Genomic DNA, 16,976 nt, shown 5'->3' with positions numbered 1-16,976 from the left:
AAGAAAAATAACGCTTTACAGACCTTGTAAAACGACTTCTATTGGGCTAAAATTAAAAACGGCCGTTCTTTTGGAACAGCCGTTTTCGTGGTTATATTATTCTGATTTATTAATTTTGACCATAAATTTTAACGTAAAGATCTTTGTAGATTTCTTTAATAATTTTACGTTTCAATTTTAAAGTAGGAGTAAGTTGTCCGCCATCGATTGACCAAACATCCGGAGTTAACTCAAAACGTTTGATTTTTTCCCAGTGTCCGAATTTTTCATTAATTCCTTCAACTTCTTCATCAATACGTTTGATTACATCAGGATTTGTGCTGATTTCTTTGTCTGTACTTCCTAAAGTGATTTTATGAATTTTAGCCCATTCTTTTACGAATTCAAAATTTGGCTGAATAAAAGCTGCCGGCATTTTTTCGCCTTCACCAATTACCATGATTTGCTCAATAAAACGAGATTGTTTCATTGCATTTTCAATCAATTGAGGAGCAATATATTTTCCACCAGAAGTTTTGAACATTTCTTTCTTACGATCCGTGATTTTCAAGAAACCTTCGCTGTCAATTTCACCAATATCTCCCGTATGGAAATATCCGTCGATTAAAGCTTCGGCAGTTTTTTCAGGATCTTTAAAGTAACCTAACATTACATTTGGTCCTTTGCAAAGAATTTCTCCGTCCTGAGCAATTTTTACTTCAACATTGCGAATTACTTTTCCAACAGTTCCAATTTTGAAACCTTTATTTCTTTGATCGTTTACTGCAATTACAGGAGAAGTTTCAGATAAACCGTAACCTTCCATAACCGGAATTTCAGCAGCAGCAAAAACTCTTGTTAAACGTGGTTGTAAAGCTGCACTTCCGGAAACCATTAAATCTAAATTTCCTCCCAAACCTTCTTTCCATTTACTGAAAATAAGTTTTCGTGCAATCTTCAATTGAAACTCATACCAAAAGCCATTTGCTCCGTATGGTTCATATTTTAAACCTAAATCAATCGCCCAGAAAAATAGTTTTTTCTTGATACCGGTTAATTCAGTTCCTTTTGCATAAATTTTATCGTAAACCTTCTCTAAAAGTCTTGGTACAGCCGTAATAACAGTTGGACGAACTTCTTTTAGGTTGTCACTAATCTTGTCAATTGATTCTCCAAAATAAACAGAAACACCATAATATTGATAGATGTACAAAATCATTCTTTCAAAAATATGGCAAATAGGCAAGAAGCTTAAAGAAGTGCTTTTCCCCGGATCAAACGGAATTCTTGGCGCACTGTCCAAAACATTTGAAACTATATTTTTATGAGAAAGCATTACACCTTTTGGTCTTCCTGTAGTTCCTGAAGTATAGATAATTGTAGCCAAATCATCTGTGTGAATACTATCTTTTCTGGCATCAACTTCACTCTGATTGCTTTGGTCTTCACCAAGTAATAATAAATCACTCCAGTGTTTACAACCCGGAATTTCGTTAAACGAATAAACTTCTTTTAAAGTAGGTACATTTGCTTTAATAGCATTTACTTTTTGAAGTACTTCATCATCAGATACAAAGCAGTAAATACTACCGCTGTGGTTTAATATATATTCGTAATCTTCTTCAGAAATTGTTGGGTAAATAGGAACGTTTTGCGCTCCGGTTTGCAGAATACCAATATCCATGATATTCCATTCAGTGCGGTTATTTGAAGTGATTAATGCAATCTTATCATCTTTTTGAACGCCCATACGCAATAATGCTCTTGAAACGGCATTAGCTTTTGCGATATATTCCTGGCTAGATGTTTTTTCCCAGACTCCATTTTTTTTGGTTGCCAAAGCAACTGGTAAGTTATAAGTTTCTTGTTGATAATAGGGAAAATCAAAAAGACGTGTAATTGAAGCCATGTTTGTTTTATTGAATTTTATTGCAAATTAAATAAAAATTAGGTATAATTTTTAATTTTGTGGAATTTTATGGTAAAATTTATAAGTACTCTTGAAAATCAACGAAAACGTTTTCTTTTTTGTAATATTTTTTCGAAAAATCAAGAAATATTTATTTTTTGCTATAAGTTTCAGGTAAACTATTGAACATTGTAATCAACGTATTCTTTTACGCGTTCTCCCATCAGGAACATTTTTTTCTTGGCAAAATGAATTGAAAATTGAGAATAGATCCAATCGTCACTATCATTGTTTCTGTACCAAAATGTGTACGAAGCACTGTTAAAACCTTCCTTGAAAACCGGAATGCCTTCTTCAGTACATTCGATTCCCCAGTTGATCTTTTTTTTGCTTAAATCATCAGATTGAATAACTCCTGTACCATCAGGATTTAATACTGTAGTAGGTTCTTTTTGTCCCGTAATTACAAAAGTTCCCGGAACCGGATAACCAATAGTTGTTGTAATATAATGATCGCGACCATTATAAGTAATTTTATCTACCTGAACTTGAGAATAAGAATGTGTAGAAACAAAAAATAATGCAATAAATAAAAGACGTAAAGATTTCATTCTTTGTAGGTTTAATTGTTTTTGGAGTTTCAAAAAAGAACCAGTGGCAGGATTCTTTTTTGCGAATATAGTTCAAATTTCAATAGAAAAATGAATCCCAATTACAAGAATGAATTTATTTTTTAACATTTTGGTTTTGCCTGAATATTACTCTGTAGAAAACTGATTTTCTAATAATTTTTCTTTAAAATCAGATTTAAAAGTATAAGCAAATGTCAACATCAAAGCGCGCGTATCTGATTTATTAGTTCGGTTATTGCTAAACAAAGCTGTATTATTTTTGTATCCGCTTTCAAGCGTATTAAACATATCTGTAACGACTAATCCTAAACGGGCATTTCCTTTTCCTAATTTTTGCTGAAAACCCATATCTACATTATATATAGGTATTCTTTTTCCTTGTGGAGTTGCCAATGCCGAGTTGTAATTGCCAATTATTTGAAGTTTTCCGCCTTTCCACGGAACAAAATTATTGATGATTTTTCCGTACCAGTTAAAAGCATTGCTCACGACATCCTGCGCCAAATTTGAAGCGTTTATTTTTTGCTGAAAAGCAGTTACACTAATATTAGCGTCATAGAAACCAATTGGTTTTAAGCTGAAAATTGTTTCAACTCCATAAGTAATAGTACTTCCAATATTTTTTGGCATTAATAAAATTACTCCATTGTCTTTAAGTTCTGCATATTGCCTGATTGCATCAGTTGCATTTCTGTAAAAAGCATTTGTAGAGAAAGAATATTTTGACCATTCTTTATTATAGCTTAATTCGGCAATATGAATGATTTCCGGTTTCAAATAAGGATTTCCACTATGTGGATTCAAAGCATCTGTAATATCCATAAACGGATTCAAATCATCTAAATCCAGACGATTGATACGTTTGCTATAACCAATTTTGACAAAATCATTTGATTCTAAATTCAGTTGTAAAGAAGCCGAAGGAAAGAGTTTTAGATAATCATTATTAAAGCGATCACTATTATTTTGTGTTGCTCCGTTATTAGAAACATTTTCGGCTCGCAAACCTAAATTGTATTTCCATTTTGGATTATCGGCAGTTCCAATAAAAGAATTCAACATTCCGTAAAAAGCATTTATTTGTTCGTTGTATTTAAAACTATTGCTCGAAATTGGATTAATAACATATTCGCCATTAACCAAATCAGCACTTTGAAAATCGGAATCAAAAGAACGGAATGTTCCTTTATAACCCGTTTCTACAATCGATTTTTCAGAAACCGGAAAAGCATAATTTACAATTGCATTCGAGATGTTTTCGTGTTCGTAATTGTGTGTTCTTTGCAAAAAAGCATCATCAATTTGTTCCTGATATTGATCGTAATTATAATTATCAATATTGGTATTCTCTTTGTGTCTGTTAAAAGATGAGGTAAGACTAACGTTCAGGCTTTTTCGATCGTCAGCGAACTTTCGATCATAATTAAAAGCCAATTCACCCACTTTTGAACGTTCCAATTCCAGAGAATGTCTTCTATTGTCCGAGTAAAACTGATTTGCGCTCGTATTAACATGCGTGTATAAAGTTTCGTCATTATCCTGAGTTTCCAGATTTCCTAAAGCTTCAAATGAAAAACTGTTTTTATCATTTGGAGAAAAATCGATATTCAGTTTTAAATTCTGTAAACCTTCTGTACGTTCGTCATTTCGCCTTTGATTAATGAAATGTTCATCATCAATAAAATAATTGGTTCGTTCAGCATTTATTTTTTTTGTTCGGCCGGCAAAACGATTGTCATATCCAAGACCGAAATTCCATTTCTCTGTTTTATGATTTAAAAGTATAGAACTGTTTACTCTCCCTTTGGCACCAAAACCACCGCCTAGAACCATTGCGCCATTCATACCGCTTTGGTTATTTTTCTTTAGTTTTATGTTGATAATTCCGCTTTCAGCATTAGCATCATATTTTGCCGTTGGATTACTAATTATCTCAATACTTTCGATACTGCTCGCAGCAATTTGATCCATATTGGTAATCGCAGAATTTTTTCCGTTAATTAAAATCATCGGCGATTTACCTCTCAAAGTTATTCCGCCTTCAGCATCTACAGCAACGGTTGGGATATTTTTAAGCATATCGGTCGCAGTTCCGCCAGATTGAGAAATATTCGAAACAGCATTAAAAATAAAACCTTCATCCGTTTTCTGAATTTGTTTTTTGGCCGAATTAACAACAACAGTATTCAATAAATTAGTATCGTTTTGCAAAGTGATTGTTCCAATAGAAATAGCAGAACCTGAAAATTTCACTTTTTGAATATTGGTTTTAAACCCAATTAATTTGAATTGCAATTGATAATCACCATTTAGAATATTGTCTAATGCAAAATTTCCTAAAGCATCAGTTACTGCATAAGCTGCAACTTTTGTGGAATCATTTGCATTTTTTAAAATAACATCTACAAATTCTATTGGAAGTTTTCCGTCAGAAATAGTTCCTTTTATAGCTGCCTGATTTTGACCAAAAGAAAGTTGGCTTATTATAAATAAGAAAATAAAAAGTAAAAGGTGTTGTCTGCAATTTTTCATGAGACAAAGATATTTATCCCAGTAAATGCGCTTGCTTAAACTGCCTTAAGATATTATTAAATTAGTCTTAGATGATATTTAATTTTCTGAAGCGATAGATTTTGGTATCAAAAAAAGGGTGTTTTTCCCCTATAAGAAACAGGAAAAACCACCAGTGATTTGAAGAACGACAACAGTATTTTTATTTTATTAAAATGCGAAAGCCGAAAAGCAAAAGAGTAGGCATTAATTTAATACTAAATCAAATGTTAACTGCTTTTTTAGCAATGATCTGGTGGGGAATTGTATGTCAGTATTGCCACAACTTTCAAAAAAAATAAAATAAAAATGCCTCAGTTTTAGGGATAGCACTGAGGTATTTTTTATATAAGGATTATAAGTGTTTTTTTTATCACGAATTTTTCTGATTTCATGAATCTGTTTTTTGGGGAAAACTTTATTAGTGAAATTGCTTCGCCAGTTGGTTATTATCCTTACCGTGGCAAAAAAAAAGCGCTCAAAATTTTGAGCGCTTTTTTAATAAAATATGTTTTTTAGATTTTCTCAATCCATTTTCTTGCGTTAACAAAAGCTTCATGCCAAGGCGAAACTTCGTCGTTTCTGTCTTTTGGATAATGAGCCCAGTTCCATTGGAAAGTTGAACGCTCAATATGAGGCATCATAACCAAATGTCTTCCTGTTTTATCACACATCATTGCTGTGTTGTAATCAGATCCGTTAGGGTTTGCAGGATATCCTTCGTAAGCATATTTAGAAACAATGTTGTAGTTTTCTTCAGCAAGAGGTAAATTGAATTTTCCTTCTCCGTGAGAAACCCAAACTCCTAAAGTACTTCCGGCCAAAGTCGATAACATAACTGAATTGTTTTCCTGAACTTTTACAGAAGTAAAGATACTTTCGTGTTTCTGGCTTTCGTTATGCAATAGTTTTCCGTGAACTTCATGCTCTGGATTAATTACTTCAAGTTCCATAAACAACTGACAACCGTTACAGATTCCAACAGATAATGTATCTTCTCTTTTAAAGAATTTATCTAAAGCTGTTTTTGCTTTTTCGTTGTATAAAAATGCTCCGGCCCAACCTTTAGCAGAACCTAAAACATCAGAGTTAGAGAATCCTCCAACTGCACCAATAAACTGAATATCTTCAAGAGTTTCACGACCAGAAATTAAATCCGTCATGTGAACGTCTTTTACATCAAAACCGGCTAAGTACATAGCATTTGCCATTTCACGCTCAGAATTACTTCCTTTTTCACGGATAATAGCTGCTTTTGGTCTCGGTTTTGAAGCGTCGATTACTGGTTTTTTTCCTGTAAAGTGCGCTGGGAAAGTATATTGTAAGACTTGATTTTTATAGTTTTCGAAACGTGCCTGAGCTCTTCCGTTTTTAGATTGTTTTTGATCTAATAAATAAGAAGTTTCAAACCAAATATCTCTGTAAGTTGGAATATCCAATTTATAATCTCCAAATTCTAAAGCTGCAGTTTCTTGAACTGTACCAATTTTGAAGAATTCGATATTGTTAGCTTTCAATTTAGCTTCTACAGCTGAATCAGATTTTGCCTGGAAAACGATTCCGATGTTTTCAGCGAAAAGAATTTTTAATAAGTCTTTTTCCGCGAAAGCGCTGAAATCAATTTTTGCTCCAAGATTTACATCAGCAAAACACAATTCTAATAAAGTAGTAATTAAACCACCGCTTCCGATATCATGTCCAGCTAAAATTTGGCTTTCGCCGATTAAATCCTGAACGGTATTAAATGCATTTTTGAAGAAAGAAGCATCTTTTATGGTAGAAGTTTCGTTTCCGATTGTGTTTCTAATTTGTGCAAAAGAAGAACCTCCTAATTTGAAATCATCCTGAGACAAATTGATATAATAAATAGAATCTCCGTTTTTCTGTAAAACCGGTTCCACTACTTTTCTAATATCTGTACAGTTTCCTCCAGCCGAAATAATAACCGTTCCCGGCGCAATTACTTCGTCATTTGGATATTTTTGTTTCATCGAAAGTGAATCTTTTCCTGTTGGAATATTGATTCCTAATTCGATTGCAAAATCTGAACAACCTTCAACGGCAGCGTACAAACGAGCGTCTTCACCTTCGTTTTTACAAGCCCACATCCAGTTTGCAGATAATGAAATTCCTTTTAAACCATCTTTAATTGGCGCCCAAACAATGTTTGATAACGATTCTGCAATAGCATTTCTACTTCCTGCAACCGGATCAATCAAAGCAGCGATAGGAGCGTGACCAATAGAAGTTGCGATTCCTTCTTTTCCTAAATAATCAAGAGCCATAACCCCAACATTATTCAAAGGCAATTGAAGCGGTCCTGCATTTTGTTGTTTAGCTACTTTTCCACCTACACAACGGTCAACTTTATTAGTTAACCAATCTTTTGAGGCAACTGCTTCTAAACGTAAAACGTCTTTTAAGTATGATTCAAAATCTCCTGCGTTGTAAGCAACATCAGCATATTTTCTATCGATAGTTTTGTCAGTCATAACCGTTTTAGGAGAACTTCCGAAGAAATCTTCTAAAGCATAATCCATCGGTTTCAAACCAGTAGATTTTGATTCGAATGTAAAACGGTGATCTCCCGTAACATCTCCAACCTGATACATTGGCGAACGCTCTCTGTCAGCAATTCTTTGTAAAGTATCAATATCTTTTTGACCAATAACCAATCCCATTCTTTCCTGAGATTCGTTACCAATAATTTCTTTTGCAGAAAGTGTAGGATCTCCAACTGGTAATTTATCCAAGTCGATTAAACCTCCAGTTTCTTCCACCAATTCCGAAAGACAGTTTAAGTGTCCTCCAGCTCCGTGATCGTGAATCGAAACAATTGGGTTATTGTCGCTTTCTACTAAACCACGAATCGCGTTGGCAGCACGTTTTTGCATTTCAGGGTTTGAACGTTGGATTGCATTTAATTCAATTCCTGAACCAAAAGCTCCGGTATCTGCAGATGAAACCGCAGCTCCACCCATTCCGATTCTATAATTTTCTCCACCAAGAATTACGATTTTATCACCTTCTTGTGGTTTCTTTTTAATTGCCTGATCTAATTTTCCGTAACCAATTCCGCCCGCTTGCATGATTACTTTATCGTAACCAATTTTACGGTCGTTTTCTGAATGTTCGAAAGTTAAAACCGAACCTGTAATTAACGGTTGACCGAATTTATTTCCAAAATCAGAAGCTCCGTTTGAAGCTTTGATCAAAATATCCATTGGAGTTTGGTACAACCATTTTCTTTCTTCAACAGCATTTTCCCATTTTCTGTCATCATTCAAACGAGAATATGAAGTCATGTAAACTGCAGTTCCAGCTAATGGAAGTGAACCTTGACCACCAGCTAAACGGTCACGAATTTCTCCTCCTGAACCTGTTGCAGCTCCGTTGAAAGGCTCTACAGTTGTTGGGAAATTGTGTGTTTCTGCTTTTAAAGATAAAACCGAATCAAATTCTTTTATCTCATAATAATCTGGTTTGTCAGCTGTTTTTGGTGCAAACTGCTGCACTTTTGGTCCTTTTACAAAAGCAACGTTGTCTTTGTAAGCAGACACTATATCGTTAGGATTTTCCTGTGATGTCTTTTTGATTAATTTAAAAAGAGAAGTTTCTTTTTCTTCACCATCAATAACAAAAGTTCCGTTGAAGATTTTGTGACGACAGTGCTCTGAATTCGCTTGTGAGAAAGCAAAAATCTCAGAATCAGTTAACTTTCTTCCTAGTTTTACAGCAAGATTGTCTAAGTAATCAACTTCTTCCTGGCTTAAAGCCAAACCTTCTACTTTGTTGTAAGTCGCAATATCATCGATTTCCAAAATTGGTTCTGGCTGAACATTAATCGTGAAAATCTCCTGATCTAATTGATTGAATTTTTGTGAAAGCATTGGATCAAAATCCGTGAAATCTTCCGTTGCCGGATGAAATTCTTCAATTCTGATAATGCCCGGAATACCCATATTTTGAGTAATTTCTACAGCATTTGTACTCCAAGGTGTGATCATAGTGGCACGTGGACCAACAAAAAAATCCGTCAAGGCGGATTTTTCGATCTTATTAGAGTTGGCAAAAAGCCAGTTTAATTTTGAAATGTCTTGAGCCGAAATTTCGTTTTGCGTTTGTACGGCAAAAACAGTTTTGCTTTGGTTTTCAAAGAAATGGATCATTGTGATGTGTAGTTTGTTGTATTGAGGTGCAAATTTAGTGTAAATAAATAGTAAGCGCAAATTTGAAAACAAACTCTTTTGAAAAAATATATACGGTGCTTTTTTCTACCATATAAGTGATATAAGTTCATTTAAGGATTGTGTGAATTTTGCTCGCAAAGTCGCGAAGTCGCAAAGTTTTATTTAAAGTAATGATTAATCGTATTATTTGTCATTTCGACGAAGGAGAAATCTTCGCAAGTAACTCTGCAACGAGAGTCCAATCTTTGTCGAGCTTCTCGTGAAGATTTCTCCTTCGTCGAAATGACATAAAATGAGAATAAATTTGCGACTTTACGTGATTAAAAAAATGATTATGTATTATTCATTCTTCTAAAATGAACTTATATCCCTTATATGGTTAAAAAAACAAAAAAAAAGCGGCAATATTGCCGCTTTTAGTTTAGTAAGCACTCATTTTTTAATTAGTTGATAAGGATCTTTTTGTTGAAATTTTCAGAACCTTTACTAATATGAACAATGTAGATACCTTTCGGTAAATTATTTATCGTTGATAATGAATCTGCGATATTTGATCTCTCAAATATTTTCTGACCTAATATTGAAATTATCTCGATAGAATAGGGTGCTTCTGAATTATTAAAATAGATTGTGAAGTTTCCGTTAGAAGGATTTGGGTATAAAATGATTCCTGTTGAATCTACAGTTTCTGGTGTTTCAAGAGCTATATCTTTAACTAGTTTTGCACCTAAATTTGAGCACGTATCTGTGGTAAATGAATCCCATTGTGATGCCAAATTAAAAGTAGTACTTGGAGCCGTAACTGTCGATTTTCTTCTTAAAGTAACATCTGCAGCAAAATTTGCTGTTCCGCCATTAAAAGTTCCGATGATGTCTATTAAAACTCCGTTTTTGAATAAACCTACAGCGTCATTTCCGTTGAAAGTCAATTCTGTAGCAGTTGTAGAAATATTTGCCGAACTTGTTGGATAACAGCTTGAAGCCATTGAACTGTTCACGATCGTGAATTTATTTCCTGATGCCAATGTTCCGCTCAAGGCTAAACCTGTGCTCCATGCTCCGGCACCATTTGTTTGTTTTTTTACAGTATAAGTAGATAAACTCACAGAAGCTTCTGTATTATTGGCGATTTCTAAAGCTTTATTATTTCCAGAACCTTCAATATATTCAGAGAAAAGCAAGTCAGTTGCCGTTCCTCCGGTTCCACCGCTGGCATTTGTAGTTACTGCAATTTTATTACTTGAAGCAGATGTATTTCCTGCAGCATCTTTGGCAGTTACATTTATATTATAACTAGTAGAAGCTGTCAATCCTGTAATTGTTGCAGTTAATGTGGTAACGGTAGTTTTCAAAACGCCATTTGAATAAACATTATATCCTGTAACACCAACATTATCTGTAGATGCTGTCCATGAAACTGTAATCGAAGTAGCTGTTTTTGTTGTAGAAGCTAAACTTGTTGGAGCAGTTGGAGCCTGAGTATCTGCAGAAGGATTCCAAATTTGATTAACATATTCCGGATGATCGATATATGGATTTCTATTGTTTTGGCGTGCATAAATCGCATTATTTCTTGCAATTTCTCTTGCGCTAACAGGATCTTGTGCGTTCCATGCCAAAAGAATATTTAAAAAAGCAGTTGTAAATACTTTGTTGCTTGAACCGTCAAACATTGCATATGAATATCCTGCAACTGTATTTTCATAACGTGTAGCAAAATAAAAGTACATTCTGGCAATATCACCTTTAAATTCATTGATTGGTTCAAAAACAGTTCCTGAATATCCAGATGTTGAATTTGGACCAAGTTTTCCTCCGTTTTGAGAAATATAAGTTGGCGTGCTTACAACTCCGTGTGGGTAATTCGAGCGTACTCCGTTTACTTTTCCGTCTGTTGGAGTAATAAAATGTGCATCGGCAACCATTGGAGATTGTTCATTAAATACCGATTGCGGAATAATATGTTCTCTATTATAACAATCGCCTTCTGCAGAATAATTTCCGCATCTTTGTGTACTTCCTGTGCTATAATTATAGGGATCTGTTCCAGATGGATTTTCTGAATACATATCGAGAACAGTTCCGTCATTCTCATAAAAATTATCAACATCAGAGGTTTGATATGTTGTGTACAAACCAGCATATCCATTATCAGTATGTCCTTTAATGATGTTGTACAATTGTGTTTTTAAAGTGTAACCTGTTCCGGTTGCTGTGTTATAATAACCAGACGGAATTTGAGCAAACGTTGCCGTAAAAACGAGTAATAATAAAAAAGTGTAGAGTTTTTTCATAAAATGTAGGTTTAAGATTTGAGTTAATAATAAATTGATTTTTAGTGAGTTAATTTAGTTATTGTAGCAAATCTACTATTTTTATGAATGCGTTGCGTTAAGGAAAGATTATTTTTAGATATATTTTCTTACGGGTAGATTTTTACCATGTAAGTTATATAAGTTCATTTTGGAATGGGTGTAGAATTGAGTCTCACGAAGTTTGTCATTTCGACCGGAGGGAGAAATCACACGCGTAATTCGACAAAGATTGGTGATTTTAGGAACGGAGTTTCTTGCGAAGATTTCTCGTTCCTCGAATGACATAAAATGGGATTAATTACATTCCGATTCAACGGATTAAAATCCGTTGCTACAAAATTGGTCGTTCCTCCGGAACTTTTGTAAAGAGCCTTCGGCTCGATTTATATTGTAGGGATGGATTTTAATCCATCATAGCTTTACAAAATTGTCTCATTTTATGTCATTCGAGGAACGAGAAATGATATACTCGATCGATTAATAAAGCTTAAATTATCTTACATCACTTATATGGTGAAGATAACTTTGCATCTTAAGCGGCAAAACTTTATTTAGATTTAGGAAAAGCAGCACTCTGATAAGCGCCTAAATCTGGCGGGGAAGTTCTCGTGGCTCCAATAATATCTAATGGAATGATATAATCCTGATTTCCTTTCGCAAAAGCGGCAGAAGTATTGTCAATATTCAGTTTGTTTTGAGAAACATTGAAGAATTTTGGACTCTGATTTAGAATAATCTGATTGTAATGTGTGGGATCTTTGGTAAATTGATAATCCGGATTTGTGCTTGAACTGCTAAATTTCAATAGACAATTGTTTAATTGATATACAAATGCTGCACTGGTATTTTTATCCAAATTAAATTCATTGGTATTCGAACCATAAATAATACAGTTATTGAAAGTTGCCTGAGTCAAAGGATTTGTTTCCGGAGTTGCTCCAGCCAAACTGTTGCTTAAATTCAAAGCAAATTGTGCACTTGGCCAATTGTTATTAAAAGTGCAATGTGTAAAAATATAATTTCCGCCATAAACACATGATAAACTTGCTAAACCAGCATAACTAATTGCAATGTTTTCACCATTAATTCGGGCATTTTGAGCTAGAATTCCATATTCTGCACAATTGTAAATCTGAGTATTTTTAATTTGAATTGTTGTATTGTCTTGGTTTCTAATATCTAAACCAGTAATAGCATTTTTTAAAGTCAGATGATTTATCGTGTGATTTGTACTTCCGCTGGATAATATCACCGATTTCCATTGTCCCGGAATATCATCGTAAAGAGATTCTAATCGATCGCCTTCAAAAACAACTTCATTTTCAAGTTTTTCGGTTGTTGATGTTGTTCCATTTATTTGTAACGAAGCTTTATTATCGACGTAAAGTCCTGAACTTGCGTGAAAAAACACTCGAGCTCCGGCTTCAAAAGTTACAGTTTTATTTTCTGGAACTCCTGCATAACCATAGATTACATAAGGTTTTTGTTTTGTAAAAATCAGTTCATTTCCGTTTACAGGATCATTTTCGTTTAGATAAAATCCATCAACATCTTTACCGTCAATTTTGATTTTTTCTTTAGTTCCATCAGCATTTTGTTTCGGATAAAGAAAAACAGCATCCTGAATTAAGGTAACCAAAGCAACTTCCTGAAGATTTGCGCCGCTGTCAAATTGAATTTCATCGGTATATAAAAAATCTGTTGGATTCGCGTCTGTAATATCGGCAGTGGTTTCTATAAAAATGTACAAACTGTCTTTCGCCAAAAGCGTAACATTATTAAAGATTTTACCATTATTTCCGGTCATTCCGTCAACAGTCATTCGGTATTTTGAACTTAAGCCTTTTTTGAATTGAACTGTTGGAATCGAAATGTCGTTTTTACTTTTATTATAGACTTTAAGTTGGTACGTGCTTGAACCAATGTTTTTAAAAACAGTATCTAAATAAACGGTATCTTTTGAGAACTTTAAATCTCCGGAACTGGCAACGGTATCAAAATCTGTTCGACATGAACTGAAAGCTAAAAGGAAACCGAAAATGAAGAGTATAAAGTATTGACGCATTTAAAATCTTTTTTGTAAAAATAGCAAAAAACTTACACGTTTGAAGATGATTTTTAATATTAGAAATGTATTTTCTAATTTGTATCTCATCTTTTCTTTAATTTTACGATTTTAAAGCCTATTTTAAATGAATTACACAAAAGAACAAATATTAGAGCGTTGCAATCAGTTTTCTAAAAACACTTTGATGGAAACGCTAAAAATTGAATATATAGACGCAGGCGAAGATTTTTTAACTGCAAAAATGCCTGTAAATCCAAGCGTTCACCAACCAATGGGATTATTGCACGGCGGCGCTTCAGTAGCTTTGGCTGAAAGTGTGGGAAGTGCAGCATCTTTCTTTTTTATTGATCCAAAAGAACAGGAAGTTCGCGGAATCGAAATTTCGGCAAATCACCTGAAAAGTATTCGTGAAGGTTTTGTTTTTGGGACGGCGAGAATCATTCATAAAGGAAGAAGTATTCATCTTTGGGAAATTAAAATTACTGATGAAGCCGGAAACCTGATTTCGCTTTGCAAATTGACGAATATGGTTTTAGACAAAAAGAAAGCGTAGAAAATATGAATGACTTTTTTTCTACTGTAAAAAAACATCAAGAGCAAAATTTACCTTTTGTAATCTATTCGAAACCTAACTCGTCAAGTATTTATGCGCTTTTACAGCAAAATGATACTTTGTATACGGTTTCGGATTATAGCGAGAAGGGTTTTGTTTTTGCTTCTTTTGATGAAAAACAACTGATTTTAATTCCGGAAGAAGAATCAAAAATTATTAGTGCCGAACAAACTAAAGTCAATTTTGATTTTAGTGAAATCGAAGAGGTTAATTTTGATTTGGAAGCCAAAAATCAATATGAAGATTTGGTTTCAAAAGGAATTGAAGCGATTAAAAATGACGAATTCAAAAAAGTGGTTTTATCCAGAAGCGAAACAATTGACTTGGTTAATTTCGATTTCAGCACCATTTTTCAGCGTTTGATTCATTTATATCCAACGACTTTTTCGTATTGTTTTTTTCATCCTCAAATTGGACTTTGGATGGGAGCAACGCCGGAACAATTATTGAAAGCAAGCGGAAATGTTTTTGAAACGACTGCTTTGGCTGGAACTCAGAAAACGACGGAAGAATCTGAGATTCTTTGGCAGCAAAAAGAAAAAGACGAACAGCAATATGTTACTGATTTTATCGTGAAAAGATTACGTGAAGTTGCAGCTTCGGTTAATGTTACGGAACCTTATAGTTTGAAAGCTGGATCGATCTGGCATATTAAAACTGACATTTCGGGAGTTTTAAATGATAATTCAACGCTTGAAGAAGTTATCGATACTTTGCATCCAACGCCTGCGGTTTGTGGTTTGCCAAAAAAGAAAGCAAAAGCTTTTATCATCGAAAATGAAAATTATGACCGAACTTTCTATACAGGATTTCTTGGCGAATTAAATAGCAGTTTTGCGAACAAAATAGCAAGCTCTGATTTATTTGTAAATTTACGCAGCATGCAAATCAAGGATAATAAAGCAATATTATACATGGGTTGCGGAATTACAAAAGAAAGTATTCCCGAAAATGAATGGGAGGAAAGCGTCAATAAATCAATGACGATGAAAAGAGTTTTGAACGTAAAAAAGAATAGTAATTGTTAGAGAAAAGTGTTAGGTTTCAAGTTTCACGTTCTGATTGTTAACTTGAAACAAAGAAAACCTGAAACAAAAGAAAACAAAATTAAAAGTATGAAATTAGATATATTAGCCTTTGGAGCACATCCGGATGATGTAGAATTAGGTTGTGCGGGAACAATTTTAAAAGAAGTATCTCTTGGAAAAAAAGTTGGTATTGTAGATTTAACGCGTGGCGAATTAGGTACACGCGGAACTGCAGAAACCAGAGATTCTGAAGCTGCAGATGCAGCAAAAATATTAGGTGTTTTGGTTCGTGAAAATCTGGAGATGCGTGACGGATTTTTTGTAAATGACGAAAAACACCAATTAGAGGTTATAAAAATGATTCGTAAGTATAAACCTGAAATCGTATTGTGTAATGCAATTGACGATCGTCATATCGATCACGGAAAAGGAAGTAAATTAGTTTCTGATGCTTGCTTTTTATCGGGATTGGTAAAGATTGAAACTTCGGTTGATGGAGAGAATCAAGAACCATGGAGACCAAAAGTGGTTTATCACTATATTCAGTGGAAAAACATTCAACCGGATTTTGTAGTTGACATCACAGGTTTTGAAGAGAAAAAGGTAGAAGCGATTATGGCTTATAAAACGCAGTTTTATGATCCAAATTCAACAGAACCTGTAACGCCAATTACAAGTAAAAACTTCTTTGAAAGCCTAAATTATCGTGCGCAGGACCTAGGAAGGTTAGTTGGGAAAGATTTTGCTGAAGGTTTTACTGTTGAAAGATGTTTGGCAGTCAATAGTTTAGAAGATTTGATATAAAAAGTTTAATATTTTTTCTGTTTTATATTTGCGGAAGTAAACCTTTGTTGTATATTTGCAACCGCAAAGAAAAATGGTGGTTGTAGCTCAGCTGGTTAGAGTATTGGTTTGTGGTGCCGAGGGTCGCCGGTTCGAACCCGGTCAGCCACCCAGGAATTTAAAGCCTTGAAGAAATTCAAGGCTTTTTTTGTGCTTATAATTTAAATCCCAATTTTTTTTAAATTCCAAATTCCAAGATGGTGAATATTACGGTGACTAAGATTTTAGAATTTGGGATTTAAATTTTGGATTTTTTTTGTTTTTGTTTTTCACACAAAAAAAAAACACGTTTAGTATTGGTTTATTGGTTATTATGGTTTGGTTTATAAATCATTTTATTTCATCAAAAGTACTTTTTTGCCTCATATCTCCAGTTTTCAACCTTTTTTTCTTTGGAGAAGTAAACATTAGTTGTATATTTGCACTCGCTAAGCAAAAATGGTGGTTGTAGCTCAGCTGGTTAGAGTAGCGGTTTGTGGTGCCGCGGGTCGCCGGTTCGAACCCGGTCAGCCACCCAGAAATTTAAAGCCTTGAAGAAATTCAAGGCTTTTTTTGTGCGTTTAATTTTCTTCTACCATATAAGTGATTTAAGTTCATTTTAGATTTCAGCTATAGCCCGTGGTTTTAACTATGGGAACTAAATAGATGTCACGATGTGTATCACACAATTCGTATTGCAATGCGTACCCAAGGTTGAAATCTTGGGCTATGTTTAGTTTGAGGATTTAAATTTTTGATAATGTTTTAATACAATCTTTTCATTTTTCAGGAATAAGAAATTACATTGAGAATGCGCTCTTATTAAATATAGCCCAAGGTTTCAACCTTGGGTACACAATATATCACACA

Annotated in this window: 9 protein-coding genes and 2 tRNA genes; 5 read left to right on the top strand and 6 right to left on the bottom strand. The window is 34.0% G+C overall.

All coding sequences use genetic code 11. The annotated features are described in order from the left end of the window. Positions 1–109: 109 nt before the first annotated feature. The 6 genes from CLU81_RS05170 to CLU81_RS05145 form a co-directional block, all read right to left on the bottom strand. The gene (locus CLU81_RS05170) at positions 110–1,888 is read right to left on the bottom strand and encodes a long-chain fatty acid--CoA ligase (protein ID WP_099708854.1); all 1,779 of its coding nucleotides are present in this window, start codon (positions 1,886–1,888) and stop codon (positions 110–112) included. Between the two features lie 179 nt (positions 1,889–2,067). After that, positions 2,068–2,499 (bottom strand): hypothetical protein, encoded by a 432-nt coding sequence (locus CLU81_RS05165; protein WP_099708853.1) that lies wholly within the window; start codon positions 2,497–2,499, stop codon positions 2,068–2,070. A gap of 147 nt (positions 2,500–2,646) precedes the next feature. Further along, positions 2,647–5,052 (bottom strand): TonB-dependent receptor domain-containing protein, encoded by a 2,406-nt coding sequence (locus CLU81_RS05160; protein ID WP_099708852.1) that lies wholly within the window; start codon positions 5,050–5,052, stop codon positions 2,647–2,649. 533 nt (positions 5,053–5,585) lie between these two features. Then, a complete protein-coding gene (purL, locus tag CLU81_RS05155) occupies positions 5,586–9,239 on the bottom strand; it encodes a phosphoribosylformylglycinamidine synthase (protein WP_099708851.1) in 3,654 nt (1,217 codons plus the stop codon). 464 nt (positions 9,240–9,703) lie between these two features. After that, on the bottom strand, positions 9,704–11,554 hold the full coding sequence (locus tag CLU81_RS05150) for an endonuclease (protein ID WP_099708850.1): 1,851 nt from the start codon (positions 11,552–11,554) through the stop codon (positions 9,704–9,706). A 568-nt stretch (positions 11,555–12,122) separates the two neighbouring features. Continuing rightward, a complete protein-coding gene (locus CLU81_RS05145; RefSeq protein WP_099708849.1) occupies positions 12,123–13,640 on the bottom strand; it encodes a hypothetical protein in 1,518 nt (505 codons plus the stop codon). A 127-nt stretch (positions 13,641–13,767) separates the two neighbouring features. Between CLU81_RS05145 and CLU81_RS05140 the strand changes: the two genes are divergently transcribed. The 5 genes from CLU81_RS05140 to CLU81_RS05120 all read left to right on the top strand — a co-directional run bounded on the left by CLU81_RS05140 (position 13,768) and on the right by CLU81_RS05120 (position 16,642). Continuing rightward, entirely contained in the window at positions 13,768–14,196 is a 429-nt protein-coding gene (locus CLU81_RS05140; RefSeq protein WP_099708848.1) for a PaaI family thioesterase, read from the top strand. Between the two features lie 5 nt (positions 14,197–14,201). After that, positions 14,202–15,284 (top strand): chorismate-binding protein, encoded by a 1,083-nt coding sequence (locus CLU81_RS05135; protein WP_099708847.1) that lies wholly within the window; start codon positions 14,202–14,204, stop codon positions 15,282–15,284. An 87-nt stretch (positions 15,285–15,371) separates the two neighbouring features. Next, the gene (gene bshB1 / locus CLU81_RS05130) at positions 15,372–16,088 is read left to right on the top strand and encodes a bacillithiol biosynthesis deacetylase BshB1 (protein WP_099712673.1); all 717 of its coding nucleotides are present in this window, start codon (positions 15,372–15,374) and stop codon (positions 16,086–16,088) included. Between the two features lie 76 nt (positions 16,089–16,164). Then, positions 16,165–16,238 (top strand) — tRNA-His (locus tag CLU81_RS05125). Between the two features lie 330 nt (positions 16,239–16,568). Further along, positions 16,569–16,642 (top strand) — tRNA-His (locus CLU81_RS05120). Positions 16,643–16,976 lie beyond the last annotated feature (334 nt).

The organism is Flavobacterium sp. 9 (assembly GCF_002754195.1).
Classification (GTDB): Bacteria; Bacteroidota; Bacteroidia; order Flavobacteriales; family Flavobacteriaceae; genus Flavobacterium.
Note: the sequence above shows the minus strand (reverse complement) of the source record. Positions and strands in the feature narration are given on the sequence as shown.

Coding starts and splice junctions, on each gene's coding strand:
- CLU81_RS05170 (WP_099708854.1), bottom strand. CDS start 1,888: ATGGCTTCAATTACACGTCTTTTTGATTTTCCCTATTATCAACAAGAA.
- CLU81_RS05165 (WP_099708853.1), bottom strand. CDS start 2,499: ATGAAATCTTTACGTCTTTTATTTATTGCATTATTTTTTGTTTCTACA.
- CLU81_RS05160 (WP_099708852.1), bottom strand. CDS start 5,052: ATGAAAAATTGCAGACAACACCTTTTACTTTTTATTTTCTTATTTATA.
- purL (WP_099708851.1), bottom strand. CDS start 9,239: ATGATCCATTTCTTTGAAAACCAAAGCAAAACTGTTTTTGCCGTACAA.
- CLU81_RS05150 (WP_099708850.1), bottom strand. CDS start 11,554: ATGAAAAAACTCTACACTTTTTTATTATTACTCGTTTTTACGGCAACG.
- CLU81_RS05145 (WP_099708849.1), bottom strand. CDS start 13,640: ATGCGTCAATACTTTATACTCTTCATTTTCGGTTTCCTTTTAGCTTTC.
- CLU81_RS05140 (WP_099708848.1), top strand. CDS start 13,768: ATGAATTACACAAAAGAACAAATATTAGAGCGTTGCAATCAGTTTTCT.
- CLU81_RS05135 (WP_099708847.1), top strand. CDS start 14,202: ATGAATGACTTTTTTTCTACTGTAAAAAAACATCAAGAGCAAAATTTA.
- bshB1 (WP_099712673.1), top strand. CDS start 15,372: ATGAAATTAGATATATTAGCCTTTGGAGCACATCCGGATGATGTAGAA.